The organism is Franzmannia qiaohouensis (assembly GCF_031451695.1).
Taxonomy (GTDB): Bacteria; Pseudomonadota; Gammaproteobacteria; order Pseudomonadales; family Halomonadaceae; genus Franzmannia; species Franzmannia qiaohouensis.
Genome location: NZ_JARWAM010000001.1, coordinates 115814 through 128863 on the forward strand (window position 1 = coordinate 115814; position 13050 = coordinate 128863).

The 13050-nt window shown below is 64.3% G+C and carries 15 protein-coding genes; 4 read left to right on the forward strand and 11 right to left on the reverse strand.

Going from position 1 to position 13050, the window contains the following annotated elements; genetic code table 11:
* Positions 1–39 precede the first annotated feature (39 nt).
* Positions 40–468, reverse strand: coding sequence for a host attachment protein (locus QC821_RS00580; protein WP_309715521.1), 429 nt, complete (start codon positions 466–468; stop codon positions 40–42).
* A gap of 202 nt (positions 469–670) precedes the next feature.
* Between QC821_RS00580 and QC821_RS00585 the strand changes: the two genes are divergently transcribed.
* Positions 671–1156, forward strand: a complete 486-nt coding sequence (locus tag QC821_RS00585; protein WP_309715525.1) for a hypothetical protein — start codon at positions 671–673, stop codon at positions 1154–1156.
* A gap of 9 nt (positions 1157–1165) precedes the next feature.
* On the opposite strand, the gene phnE (QC821_RS00590) is transcribed toward QC821_RS00585, so the two are convergent.
* The 4 genes from phnE (QC821_RS00590) to phnD are packed head-to-tail and all read right to left on the reverse strand — an operon-like array spanning position 1166 to position 4653.
* Positions 1166–1975 (reverse strand): phosphonate ABC transporter, permease protein PhnE, encoded by an 810-nt coding sequence (gene phnE / locus QC821_RS00590; protein WP_309715528.1) that lies wholly within the window; start codon positions 1973–1975, stop codon positions 1166–1168.
* Positions 1969–2778, reverse strand: a complete 810-nt coding sequence (phnE, locus tag QC821_RS00595) for a phosphonate ABC transporter, permease protein PhnE (RefSeq protein ID WP_309715531.1) — start codon at positions 2776–2778, stop codon at positions 1969–1971. Before phnE (QC821_RS00595) ends, phnE (QC821_RS00590) begins: the two co-directional genes overlap by 7 nt.
* Positions 2765–3568: a phosphonate ABC transporter ATP-binding protein gene (phnC, locus tag QC821_RS00600; RefSeq protein WP_309715534.1), complete on the reverse strand. Its 804-nt coding sequence runs from the start codon at positions 3566–3568 to the stop codon at positions 2765–2767. Before phnC ends, phnE (QC821_RS00595) begins: the two co-directional genes overlap by 14 nt.
* Before the next feature lie 59 nt (positions 3569–3627).
* Positions 3628–4653, reverse strand: coding sequence for a phosphate/phosphite/phosphonate ABC transporter substrate-binding protein (gene phnD, locus QC821_RS00605; RefSeq protein WP_309715537.1), 1026 nt, complete (start codon positions 4651–4653; stop codon positions 3628–3630).
* 136 nt (positions 4654–4789) lie between these two features.
* On the opposite strand from phnD, the gene QC821_RS00610 reads away from it, so the two are divergent.
* Complete coding sequence (locus QC821_RS00610) at positions 4790–5383, forward strand: histidine phosphatase family protein (protein ID WP_309715540.1); 594 nt, start codon at positions 4790–4792, stop codon at positions 5381–5383.
* A 31-nt stretch (positions 5384–5414) separates the two neighbouring features.
* On the opposite strand, the gene QC821_RS00615 is transcribed toward QC821_RS00610, so the two are convergent.
* From QC821_RS00615 to hemE, 6 genes are all read right to left on the reverse strand, one after another.
* The gene (locus tag QC821_RS00615; protein ID WP_309716368.1) at positions 5415–6143 is read right to left on the reverse strand and encodes an amino acid ABC transporter ATP-binding protein; all 729 of its coding nucleotides are present in this window, start codon (positions 6141–6143) and stop codon (positions 5415–5417) included.
* 50 nt (positions 6144–6193) lie between these two features.
* Complete coding sequence (locus QC821_RS00620) at positions 6194–7294, reverse strand: amino acid ABC transporter permease (protein ID WP_309715543.1); 1101 nt, start codon at positions 7292–7294, stop codon at positions 6194–6196.
* Positions 7295–7303: 9 nt separating this feature from the next.
* Entirely contained in the window at positions 7304–8494 is a 1191-nt protein-coding gene (locus QC821_RS00625) for an amino acid ABC transporter permease (protein WP_309715546.1), read from the reverse strand.
* Positions 8495–8613: 119 nt separating this feature from the next.
* Positions 8614–9642: an amino acid ABC transporter substrate-binding protein gene (locus QC821_RS00630; RefSeq protein WP_309715551.1), complete on the reverse strand. Its 1029-nt coding sequence runs from the start codon at positions 9640–9642 to the stop codon at positions 8614–8616.
* A 274-nt stretch (positions 9643–9916) separates the two neighbouring features.
* Positions 9917–10294 carry a VanZ family protein gene (locus tag QC821_RS00635; RefSeq protein WP_309715554.1) on the reverse strand — a complete coding sequence of 126 codons (378 nt, stop codon included), beginning with the start codon at positions 10292–10294 and terminating at the stop codon, positions 9917–9919.
* A 1-nt stretch (position 10295) separates the two neighbouring features.
* Positions 10296–11363 (reverse strand): uroporphyrinogen decarboxylase, encoded by a 1068-nt coding sequence (hemE, locus tag QC821_RS00640; protein WP_309715557.1) that lies wholly within the window; start codon positions 11361–11363, stop codon positions 10296–10298.
* Positions 11364–11547: 184 nt separating this feature from the next.
* Between hemE and ribA the strand changes: the two genes are divergently transcribed.
* A complete protein-coding gene (ribA, locus tag QC821_RS00645; protein WP_309715559.1) occupies positions 11548–12183 on the forward strand; it encodes a GTP cyclohydrolase II in 636 nt (211 codons plus the stop codon).
* A 43-nt stretch (positions 12184–12226) separates the two neighbouring features.
* Positions 12227–12901: a PAQR family membrane homeostasis protein TrhA gene (gene trhA, locus QC821_RS00650; RefSeq protein WP_309715561.1), complete on the forward strand. Its 675-nt coding sequence runs from the start codon at positions 12227–12229 to the stop codon at positions 12899–12901.
* The last annotated feature ends 149 nt before the right edge of the window (positions 12902–13050 follow it).

Consider the following 13050-nt stretch of genomic DNA (forward strand, 5'->3'; position numbering starts at 1 on the left):
CAAGCGCACCCCAAACTTGATACGAAAGTCGCATCGTTATCAGCGCATGTCGCTGACGGCCTCCTGGATAGCGCCCAGCGATGACTTGGAGAGGTCCTTGGACAGCGAGTGAATCACCCGCTTGGCGGTAGGCCCATCGAGTTTGTCGCGCAGCAGACCAAGAAACTTGGGTGGTGCCACCAGAATCAGCTTCTCCAGGGTATTGTCGACCCGCGCCTGGTAGAGCCGCTCGGCCACCTGCTTGGCAAACAGTTCCGCCTGGTGCTGGGACGCGGTGTTCTCGCCCCCGGAGGAGCGCGACGTGGTCGACATGGATTCGTGCACATTGGCACCGTTATCGGTGACGAGGTCGCCTTCGTGGAGGCGGCCTTCGGCGTGTACCAGACTTTCCTGCTCCTGCAGCGTCAGCGCATCGCGTGTAAACAGGCGAGCCCTGGCTGCATCTGCCACTACGATATAGGTCGTCATCGTGTCTCCTTGGCGGTTGCCCTGGGGTATGCCGGCCGGCGGCCATCCGCCGACCTCATCTTTGAGCGTGGCAAGCCCGCAGCAGCGGGTCAACCAATCAACTGACGCCGGGCGAGAACTGGGGTAGCATCTGGACGCCGTCACGGAAGTCGGCGCAACCCGCGCGCATCTGTGCGACCGCTTACCAGGAGGTTTTTCCCCTATGCGTCAGTTCCTGTTCCCCCGTGCGCCGCTGGCGCGCGCGACTCTGCTTTCCTGTCATCTGCTGCTGCAAATCGGCCTGGTGGCCAGCGCGATGCTGTGGCTGGCCCCACGCACACCGTGGCTGAGCGGCGCCGGCTGGGCCGAAGCCTGGCCAACCCTGGCCCTGGGCAGCGGCGCGCTGCTGCTGGCAATGGTGGCGCTGCGCCTGCTGGCCGAGCTGTGGCTGCTGCCCTACCACCTCGGCCAGATGCGCGGCGGTTTCGCCCCCAGCGCCGTGGTAACCCGCTCCTTCGAGCGTCGCCCGGCCGTCCACGACAGCCAGGAGGCCTGGACCAGCCAGGCGCGCGAGATGCATCTCGAGGAGGGTGCCGTGGGCACGGCGAGGGTGGCCAGGCCACGGCGGCGCGGCGTCGACGAGCCAACCCTCGACCTGGCCGCCGGCGCCGCGCCGGAAGCGGCATCGCGCCAGGAGCCGCATCTCTAGGCCGCGGCGCTACAGCACCTTGCGACGCAGCAGGCTGGTGATCGCCTCGCCGATCAGCACCAGCACCACGATGGCGATCAGGATGGTCGCCACCGTGGGCCAGGCGAAGGTATCGATGGACCCCTGCAGAATCACGCCGATACCGCCGGCGCCGACCAGCCCGAGCACCGTCGACTCGCGGATGTTGATGTCCCAGCGCAGGATCACGATGGCGAAGAACGCCGGCATCACCTGGGGCACGATGGCGTAGGCGATCACCTTGGCCTTGGAAGCGCCGGTGGCCTCCATCGCCTCCACCGGGCGACGGTCGATCTCCTCGATCGCCTCGCCCATCAGCTTGCCGATGAAGCCGATCGAGCGAAACATGATCGCCAGGATGCCAGCCAGCACCCCGGGGCCGAAGATGGCCACGAACAGCAGCGCCCAGATGATGGTGTTGACCGAGCGGCTGGAGACCAGGATGAAACGCCCCAGCCATAGGCAGAAGCGGTTCGGCGTGGTGTTCTGCGCGGCGATATAGGAAACCGGCAGGGCCACGAAGATGGTCAGCAGGGTCGCCAGGGTGGCGATATGCACCGTCTCGATCATGGCGTTGAGGATCGCCGCCAGGCGACTCGGGTCCGGCGGCCACATGCGCGCACCAAGGCTCGATATCTGGTTGGGCGCATCCCATACCCAGGGCCAGAAGATATCGATGTCGCGCACCGCCCAGTAGACCACCATCATCGTCACCAGCAGCACGGCATAGCGGATCAGGCGCTCGCGGCGGTCATAGCGTTGCCAGACGCGGTCGGCCAGCGCAGTGGCGTGATCTACCATATCTTCTTCCTTACCCAGCCGCTGATGCCCTCGCTGATCAGGATCACCGCAATGATGATCAGCAGGATGGCGAACGCGAAGTCATAGTCGTAGCGCCCGAAGGCGTTCATCAGGGTGCCGCCGATGCCCCCGGCACCGACGATGCCAACCACCGCCGAGGCGCGCAGGTTGCTGTCGAGCTGATACATGGACAGCCCCACCTGGCGCGGCAGGATTTGAGGAAACACGGCGTAGATCAGAATCGCGAAATAGCCCGCGCCGGTCGCCTTCATCGCTTCGACCTGCCCCCAGTCGATCTCCTCGATCTCTTCGGCGAGCAGCTTGCCGACGAAGCCGATCGAGTAGAGTGTCAGGGTCAGGATGCCGGCCAGCGGGCCGAAGCCCACCGCGGCGACGAACAGAATGGCCACGATCACCGGATGAAAGCTGCGCGACACGATGATCACCGCACGGCCGAACAGGTAGACCGGCAGCGGCGCGACGTTGCGTGCCGCCATCACCGCGAAGGGAATCGACAGCGCCACCCCCAGCAGGGTGGCCAGAATGGCGATCTGGAAACTCTCCTTGAAGCCGGTGAGCAGCAGGCCGCCGCGCTCGAAGCTGGGTGGAAAGCCACCGCCGAAGATACGCGCGGCTCGCGGCAGGCCCTCACTGATGCGCTCCCAGTTGAACGGCAGGCTGCCGAAGGCCCACACCAGGTAGACCACCACCGCCAGCCACAGCCCGTAGCGCAACCAGGGGTTGGCAATGAACGGCGGCTTGCGCCAGGTCCTGGCTGGCGCACTGGCGTCAGGCCTGGTCATGGCTCACCCCAGCCGCAGTGGGCGTCGCTTCGGCGATGTCCTCATCGGGCGCTTCGATGCCGCCGTAGATGGCATCCAATGCGTCCTGGTTGAAGTCGCTGGGGGCGCCGTCGAAGATCATCTTGCCATGGCGCAGCCCGACGATGCGTTCGGTATAGGTCTTGGCCTGGGCCACGTTGTGAATGTTGATCAGCACCGGCAGCGACAACTCGCTGGCCAGGCTCTGCAGCAGGATCATGATCTGCTCGGAGGTACGCGGGTCCAGCGAGGCAGTGGGCTCATCGGCCAGCAGCACTTCCGGCTCCTGCATCAGCGCTCGAACGACCCCGACCCGCTGACGCTCGCCGCCGGAGAGCTCGTCGGCACGCTTGTTGGCATAGTGGGCGATGCCCACGCGCTCCATCAGGCTGAAGGCGCGCTCGATATCGGCCGGCGGGTAACGCCGCGAGATGGCCTGGTAGAGGCTGACATAGCCCAGTCGGCCGGCCAGCACGTTCTCCATCACCGTCAGCCGGTCGATCAGGTTGAAGCCCTGAAAGACCATGCCGATCTTGCGCCGCGCGCGGCGCAGGGCAGCCCCGCGCAGCTTGACCAGCTCGTTGCCATTGAGCTTGATCGACCCCGATGTGGGTTCGACCAGGCGATTGATACAGCGCAGCATGGTGCTCTTGCCGGCCCCCGAAGCGCCGACAATGGCCACCACGCTGTTGCCGTCGACCGTCAGGTCGAGGCCTTTCAAGACTGCTTCATCGTGGCCATAACGCTTGACCAGATTGGAGATTTCCAGCATCCGTCACCTCGTCTAGATGATCGCCGTGTCCCGGCCGCCTGGCGGCCGGGCACGCGCCTCTACTCCTGATCCAGGTCTTCGCGGGTATAGCTCACATCGTTGGCGGCCTGGATGGTGCGGATGACCTGCCAGTGCTCCTGGTAGTTGATCGGAACGAATTTCTCGACGCCTTCGAACTCCTCACCCAGCGCAGTGCCGGCGAAATCGAAGCTGAAGAACGCCTCTTCGATCTTCTCGACCAGGTCGGGATGCAGGTTGTGTGCGTAGTTGTAGGAGGTGGTCGGGAAACGATCGGACTCATAGATGATCTTGACGTCTTCCTCGTCGTACAGGCCGCGGGCGGCCATGCGCTCGACCACCTCTGAAGCCACCGGGGCAGCGTCATAGTCACGGGCCACCACGCCAAGCATCGACTGGTCGTGGCTACCGGAATAGACCACCTCGTAGTCCTCGTCGGGCACCACGCCGAGCTCGGGGAACAGCGCCCGCGGCGCCTGGTTGCCGGAATTGGAGGTCGGCGAGGTGTGCGCGACGCGCTTGCCCGCGAGATCCGCCATCTCGTCGATGCCGGAATCGACGTGGGTGTAGACCTGCAGGGTGTAGCCGAACTGACCGTCGTCGGAGCCCATCAGGGCGAAGGGCACGGCACCGGCGAGGTTGACCGCGAAGGGCGTCGGCCCGGTGGAGAAGCCGGCAATGTGCAGCCGGCCGCTGCGCATTGCCTCGACCTGGGCCGAGTTGGACTGCACGGCAAAGAAGCGCACGTCGCGCTCGGTCACCTCTTCGAGGTGGTCGATGAACGGCTGCCAGATGTCGGAGTAGATGGCTGGATCTTCCACCGGGGTATAGGCGAAGATCAGCGTATCGGGGTTGGCCCACTCGGATTCGTCGGCGGGGCGGTCGGCGACCATGTCGCCATCTTCGTCGCAGTAGATGCTGTCCAGATCACCGCGCGGGCAGTCGGCCTGGGCACTGGCCGAGGCCAGCATGGCCAGCGGCAGCAGCGAGATCAGCGCCAGCGAAGCGAGCGGGCGTTTCTTGAACGGCGCCGCCTGGACGGCGGATATATCGATCTTGGTTTTCATGGCGTGCCTCATGGTGTTGTTTTTTTATAAGAAAATTTATCGAAATTCGGATGCGTCTTTTCGTTATTAGACATTAGCCGCATAAGATGATTGATTTCGAAAACACAACTTCCAATCTAGGGTTTATGACAAACGCATGTCAAACACTTTACCGCGCCCTCCGACGACCTGGCGAAACCGCTATTTACTGATGCGCCACGGCCATAGCCAGGCCAACCAGCAGGGGCTGATCATCAGCTATCCTGACAACGGCCTGCACGCTTTCGGCCTTTCAGCACTCGGCCAAGCCCAGCTCGACGAGGTCGTTGCCGGGTGGTCCTGGCCGGCACCCACGCATATCCTGCACTCCGATTTCCGGCGCACCCGCGAGACCGCCGAACGGGTCGCCCGCCACTTCGACCTCGCCATGACGCCAGAGCCGCGACTCCGTGAGCGGGGCTTCGGCAGCCTGGAACGCCAGGCCGACAGCCACTACCCCCGGGTCTGGGCGCTGGATGCCGAGGATCCGCAGCATGGTGAGTACGGGGTGGAGAGCGTGGCCAGCGTCGCCGCCAGGCTGCAGGCGGTCATCGACGAGCTAGAGGAGGCTCACCGCGACGCGACCATCCTGCTGGTCAGCCATGGCGATCCGCTGCAGATCCTGCTGACGGCGCTTGGGGGGCGTGCACTAAGCCAGCATCGGCAGCAAACGCCGCTGATGCCGGCCAGCGTCACGCAGGTGGGACGCTAAGCGGGCCCGCTGGGGCCAATAGCGCCTTCGCTCAGTGGCCGAGGATCTGGCTGAGGAACAGCTGGGTACGCTCGGACTGCGGGTCGTTGAAGAACGGCTCCGGGGCGTTCTCCTCGATGATCTGGCCCTGATCCATGAAGATCACCCGGTCGGCCACGGTCTTGGCGAAGCCCATTTCATGGGTCACGCAGAGCATGGTCATGCCCTCTTTGGCCAGCTCGACCATGACATCGAGCACCTCCTTGATCATCTCCGGGTCGAGCGCCGAGGTCGGCTCGTCGAACAGCATCACCTCGGGGTGCATGCACAGCGAACGGGCAATCGCCACGCGCTGCTGCTGGCCGCCGGAGAGCTGTCCCGGGTACTTCAACGCCTGCTCGGCGATCTGCACCCGCTCGAGGTACTGCATGGCCCGCGCCTCGGCCTCCCTGCGCGGTTTTTTCTGCACCCACATCGGCGCCAGGCAGCAGTTTTCCAGCACCGTGAGGTGGGGAAAGAGGTTGAAGTGCTGGAACACCATGCCGACGCTGCGGCGAATCTGCTCGATGCGCTTGATGTCCTGGGTCAACGGCATGCCGCCGACCACGATCTCGCCCTGCTGATGCTCTTCCAGATGGTTGATACAGCGAATCAGGGTCGACTTGCCCGACCCCGATGGACCACAGATGACGATCCGCTCACCGCGCCGCACCTCGAGGCTGATATCGCGCAGCACGTGGAAGTCGCCGTACCACTTGTTGACGCCGCGCATCTCGACCATCAGATCGCCGGCGCCGGCCTGGGTTGCCTGTTCATTCATATTATTCGTCCTCACCGCTTATGGCCGGTGTGTAATTTTCTCTCGAGATACTGGCTGTAGCGCGACATGCTGAAGCAGAAGATCCAGAACATGAACGCCGCGAAGATATACCCCTCCAGCGCGAAGCCCAGCCAGCGCGAGTCCGACAGTGCCGCCTGGACGATGCCCAGCAGGTCGAACAGGCCGATGATCATCACCAGGGTGGTGTCCTTGAACAGCGAGATGAAGGTGTTGACGATGCCGGGAATCATCATCTTCAAGGCCTGGGGCAGCACGATCAGGCCCATGCGCTTCCAGTAGCCCATGCCGAGGGCCGCCGCGGCCTCCTCCTGCCCGCGCGGAATGGCCTGCAGACCACCGCGCACCACCTCGGCCATGTAGGCACTCTGGAACAGGGTGATGCCGATGAAGGCGCGGATCAGGCGGTCGACGCTAACGCCGGTGGGCATGAACAGCGGTAGCATCACCGAGGCCATGAACAGCACCGTGATCAGCGGCACGCCGCGCCAGAACTCGATGAATACCACGCAGAAGCTCTTGACGATGGGCATCTGCGAACGCCGCCCCAGCGCCAGCAGGATGCCGATCGGCAGGGCGCCGACCATGCCGACCACGGCCAGCACCAGGGTCAGCATAAGGCCGCCCCAGCGATGGGTCTGCACCACTGGCAGGCCGAAGTGGCCGCCGTAGAGCAGGAAGTAGGCAAACACCGGGAAGCCGATCAGGGTGACCAGCGCCACCCAGCGCTTGAACGGCAGCCGCGGGATCATCAGCCAGCCGATCAGCCCGGCGAAGGTGGCAAAGGTCAGGTCGACCCGCCACAGCTCGCTACGCGGGTAGAGGCCGTAGATGAACTGGGTGAAACGGGCATTGATGAACACCCAGCAGGCGCCTTCGCGGGAGCAGTCGTCGCGGCTGGTCCCCACCCAGTCGGCATTGATCAGCCCCCACTGGATGGTCGGTACCAGCATCAGGTACAGCAGATACAGCCCGAGCAGCGAGAAGAAGCTGTTGATCGGCCCGCTGAACAGATTGGCACGCAGCCAGGCCAGGGGGCCGATGGTATTGGAGGGCGCCGGTCGCGCCTCGATCATCTTGTGATGGTGAATCATGGCCCGCCCCTATCGTTCGACCAACGCCATGCGGGCGTTGTACCAGTTCATGAACAGCGATACCGACAGGCTGATGCTCAGGTAGACCGCCATGGTCATGGCGATGACCTCGATGGCCTGGCCGGTCTGGTTCAGCGTGGTACCGGCAAACACCGAGACCAGGTCCGGGTAGCCGATGGCGGTGGCCAGCGAGGAGTTCTTGATCAGGTTGAGGTACTGGCTGGTCAGCGGCGGGATGATGACGCGCATTGCCTGGGGGATGATCACCAGGCGCAGCACCAGCCCCTGGGGCAGGCTCAGCGCCTGGGCTGCCTCGGTCTGGCCGTGGGAGATCGCCTGGATGCCCGAGCGCACGATCTCGGCGATATACGAGGCGGTATAGATCGACAGCGCCAGCCACAGCGCCAGGAACTCGGGGATCACCGTGATGCCACCGCGGAAGTTGAAGCCGCGCAGCTCGGGCACATCCCAGGTGACCGGCACCCCGGTCGCCACCAGCACCAGCAGCGGCAGACCCAGGATCAGTGCCAGCGAGATCCAGCCGGCCGGAATCCGCTTGCCGGTGGCTTCGTGGCGACGCTTGTTCCAGACCACCAGCGCGATACTGGCGGTGATGGCCACGATGAAGGCCAGCGGAATCAGCCCGAAGCCCGACTCGAACAGCGGCTCGGGCAGATAGAGCCCGCGCACGTTGAGGAAGATCACCTCGCCGAACGCCAGGCTGTCCCGGGCGCTGGGCATGGCACGCAGCACCGCGAAGTACCAGAAGAAGATCTGCAGCAGCAGCGGGATATTGCGGAAGATCTCGATATAGGCGTTGGCGAGCCTGGCGATCAGCCAGTTGGGCGAGAGCCGCGCAATACCCACGATGAAGCCGATGATGGTCGCCGCCAACACACCGAGGCCGCCCACCAGCAGGGTATTGAGCAAGCCCACCAGGAAGGTGCGGCCGTAGGTGCTCTGGGAGGAGTAGTCGACCAGACTCTGGACGATGCCGAAACCGGCGGTGTTGTTGAGGAAACCGAAGCCGGTGGTGATACCACGTGCGGACAGGTTGTCCTGGGTGTTGCCGATGATGTAGAGCAGCGCGGCAACCACTGCCGCCACCAGCAACGCCTGAAAGATCAGCGCCCGCTTGGCGGGATCACGCCAGAACGGGGGCTTGGGGCCTATCTGTGAGGCCTTGGGTCGAGCAGACATGAGGATCTTCTCCGCCTGGAGGGGCTGGATGATACATGCCATCGCCTGGCGGGCCGCATGGCGGCCAGCCAGACGCTGGCGTCAACGCGCCGACAGCGTCGGCGCATCAGGCGGATCGCTTAGCGAACCGGCGGCGCGTACTGAATGCCGCCATCGGTCCACAGAGCGTTGATGCCGCGTTCGATCTGCAGCGGAGAGTCCATCCCCACGTTACGATCGAAGCTCTCGGCGTAGTTACCGACCTGGCTGATGATGTGGTAGGCCCAGTCGGCCTCGAGACCCATACCCTCGCCGTAGTTGCCATCTTCACCCAGCAGGCGAGCGATGTCCGGATCGTCGGAACCCAGCATCTCGTCGACGTTGTCGCTGCTCACGCCCAGCTCTTCGGCGTTGAGCATGGCGAACAGCGACCACTTGACGACGTTGAACCACTGGTCATCGCCCTGGCGCACGGCCGGACCGAGCGGCTCCTTGGAGATGATCTCCGGCAGCACCATGGCACCGTCCGGGTTATCGAGTTGGATGCGCAGCGCGGCCAGCTGCGAGGTATCCGAGGTCAGCACGTCACAGCGACCGGCTTCGAAGCCGCCCACGGTCTGCTCGGAGGTATCGAAGACGATGGGGTCGAACTCCATGCCGTTGGCACGGAAGTAGTCGGCCAGGTTGAGTTCGGTGGTAGTACCGGACTGCACGCAGACCGCGGCGCCGTCGAGCTCCGTGGCGCTGGAAATACCCAGGTCGGACGACACCAGGAAGCCCTGGCCGTCGTAGAAGGTAACGCCGGTGAAGTTGATGCCCAGCGTGGTATCGCGGGTAGTGGTCCAGGTGGTGTTACGCGACAGCACGTCCACTTCCCCAGACTGCAGCGCGGTGAAGCGCTCGACGGCGTTCAGCGGTACATAGCGCACGGCCTCGGCATCGCCAAACACGGCGGCGGCCACTGCGCGGCACACGTCGACGTCCAGGCCCTGCCACTCGCCGTCGTCATCCGGCGACGAGAAGCCCGGCAGGCCGTCACTCACACCACACTGCACGGCGCCACGCTCGACCGTATCTTCCAGCGTCGAGGCCGAGGCCATCGCGCTTGCACCCACTGCCAGTACCGTGGCCGACGTCAGCAGTACCAGCTTGTTGTTCTTGTACGACATGGAGGATCCCCTCGCGTAGTGGTCAATATATTGGGACATGCGTTTTAAAAGCATGTGCCAAGACCATAGCAAAGAGTGTTCCAACACGCGCAGTAACCGGAAATAACATTTATTCAACGCAGAAAAAGCAGGCAAAACGCCGGATCTTACGCTCAAGCGCCGGGTATCGCCGAAAATCGCCTCTCTTTTCATGCACCTGCGTAGTGCATTACTCAACACCACAGGTGTCGTGTGCACCATCAAGGACTCGTCCCGGCAGCGGGGCTGTCTGGCCTCAATCCGTCCCCAGCAGGCGCCGTCGCAGCCAAACCAGCAGCAGTAAGGCGCAGCCGGCGCCCAGGGTATTGGCCAGGATGTCCCAGCCATCGCCGCCGCTGCGCCCGGGCACCGGAATCTGGGCATACTCGATCGCGATGCCATAGGCCACCGCCATGGCAAAGGCGCGCAGCGGGCGAACGCCGGCCAGCGACACCAGTGCAGCCAGCCCACCGTAGCCGACGAAGTGGTTGAACTTGTCCCACGGCAGCCGCTGGGGCATCTCGCTGCCCGGCGTCAGGCTCCCCACGGCAATTACCAGCGCCGCCAGCAGCGCCAATACCAGCCACAGCCGGCGACGCTCATGCCAGCGACGCAGCAGCTCGCCAACGTACATCTCAGCTGCCCTGATGGTACGCCGGGCTCAACTCGTGCAGCGCTTCCATGAAAGCGGTGACGTGGTCCGGGTCGGTAAACTGGCTGATACCGTGGCCGAGGTTGAAGATATGGCCCTCGCCCGGTCCGAAGCTATCCAGCACTCGCGCCACCTCGGCGCGAATCGCCGGCGGCTTGGCAAACAGCACGTTGGGGTCGAGGTTGCCCTGCAGGGCGACGCGGTGGCCGACCCGGGCCCGCGCATCGGAGAGCTCGGTGGTCCAGTCCAGGCCTACCGCATCGCTGCCGGCGCTGGCGATCTGCTCCAGCCACTGGCCGCCATTCTTGGTGAACAGGATCACCGGCACCCGGCGGCCGTCGTGCTCGCGAATCAGCCCGGCGACGATCTGCTCCATGTAGCGCAGCGAGAACTCCAGATAGGCCGGCGTCGACAGCACACCGCCCCAGGTATCGAAGATCTGCACCGCCTGGGCACCGGCGCGAATCTGGGCGTTCAGGTAGTCGGTGACTGCCGTGGCCAGGGTATCGAGCAGCTGATGCATGGTGTCAGGGTTGCCGTAGAGCATCGACTTCACATGGCGAAAATCCTTGCTCGAGGCGCCCTCGACCATATAGGTGGCCAGCGTCCAGGGGCTGCCGGAAAAGCCGATCAGCGGCATCCGCCCGTTGAGCTCGCGGCGAATGGTGCGCACCGCATTCATTACATAGTCGAGGTCGCGCTCGGCATCCGGCGCCTTGAGCGCGGCCACCGCCTCGGCAGTGCGCACCGGGTTACGGAATTTCGGCCCTTCGCCGGTCTCGAAGTAGAGCCCCAGGCCCATGGCGTCAGGGATGGTGAGGATGTCCGAGAACAGGATGGCGGCATCCAGCGGGTAGCGCTCCAGCGGCTGCAGGGTCACCTCGCAGGCCAGATCCTGGTTACGGCAAAGATCCATGAAGCTGCCGGCATCAGCGCGCGAAGCGCGGTACTCGGGGAGGTAGCGGCCGGCCTGGCGCATCATCCATACCGGGGTGCGATCCACCGGCTGACGGGCCAGGGCGCGCAGGAAGCGATCGTTTTGCAGTTCCATGGGGGGGCTCTATCATGACGAATTTGCCCGCATTGTACCCAAAGCCGCCGCTCGCGGCTTGATTACGGACCGCTCACCCCCCACCTATAGGCATTATTCATCGCGTCGTGAGCCCCCTGGCCGAAGCTGTTAGAATAGTTGATCACTCGCCGGCCAGGCCGCCGTCATTGCATCGAGGTTCTCCGTGTCGATTCGCTTCATCGCCGCCTCCCAGCTGCCCACCCCCTGGGCCACCTTCACCATGCATGGCTTCGAAGACGACGCCACCGGCAAGGATCATATCGCCCTGACGCTTGGTGAGATCGACGACGGTGCCCCGGTGCTGGGCCGGGTGCACTCGGAGTGCCTGACCGGCGATGCCCTGTTCTCGATGCGCTGCGACTGCGGCTACCAGCTCCAGGAGGCGCTCAAGCGCATCGCCGCCGAAGGCCGCGGCGTACTGCTCTACCTGCGCCAGGAGGGCCGCGGCATCGGCCTGCTCAACAAGATCCGCGCCTACCACCTGCAGGACCAGGGCGCCGACACCGTCGAAGCCAACGAGCGACTCGGCTTCGGCGCCGACATGCGCCGCTACGACCTCTGCGTGCCGATGCTCGAGCACCTGGGCGTGGCCTCGCTCAAGCTGATGACCAACAACCCGCGCAAGGTCGAGGCGCTGACCCGCGACGGCGTGACCATCAGCGAACGCCAGCCGCTGACCACTGGCCTAAATCCGCACAACGAACAGTACCTGGCCACCAAAGCTGGCAAACTGGGGCATATGATGGCACTGGGTGATTTCACCCAGGCCAGCGACGTGGATATCGACCGCAAGCGCTGAGCCGCGTACCGGTATCGGGTATCCACCCGACAGAGTGCAGCCAATGTCTCGAGCCACGCCACACGTCACCCCGCAGCACCACAGCAACGTCGAGGAGCTGCTCAACAGCGTCAGTCACGGCATCGGCGCAGTGCTGAGCTTGGTCGGGGTCGTGGTATTGATCGTGATGGCCAGCCTGGCTGCCCACGTCGACCCGTGGAAGGTCGTCGGCATCAGCTTCTACGGCGTTACCCTGATACTGCTCTACGCCATCTCGACGCTCTACCACGGCGTTCGTAAACCGCGCCTCAAGCGCATCTTCCAGCACCTCGACCACTGCGCCATCTATCTGCTGATCGCCGGCACCTACACCCCCTTCCTGCTGGTCAACATGCGCGGCCCCACCGGCTGGACGCTGTTCGCCATCGTCTGGGGCCTGGCGCTGGCCGGTATTGCCTGCAAGCTCGCCTGGCCCCACCGCTTCACCGTCCTGCGGGTGACGATCTACCTGGTCATGGGCTGGCTGATCGTCTTTGCCAGCGGCGAGATGAGCGCCAGCCTGCCCACCGCCGGCATCGCCCTGCTCGCAGCAGGCGGTATCACCTACACCCTCGGCGTGATCTTCTTCGCCATCAGCGCGATCCCCTTCAACCACGCCATCTGGCATCTGTTCGTGCTGGGCGGCAGCACCTGCCACTACTTCGCAGTGTACGCCGCGGTGCTGCCGTTTGGGGCCTAGGCTTTGTCCGAAAAGTGCCTGCGCTTGCTGAGCGCCCTCTCTTGCCGGGTAGGCGACCATGGTCCGCAAGGCAGGAAACGCAGGGGAAAATCTTGCGCTTCATGAAGATGGCTTCTTTCGTGTAAAACATGGGGAAAGCACAGCTCACA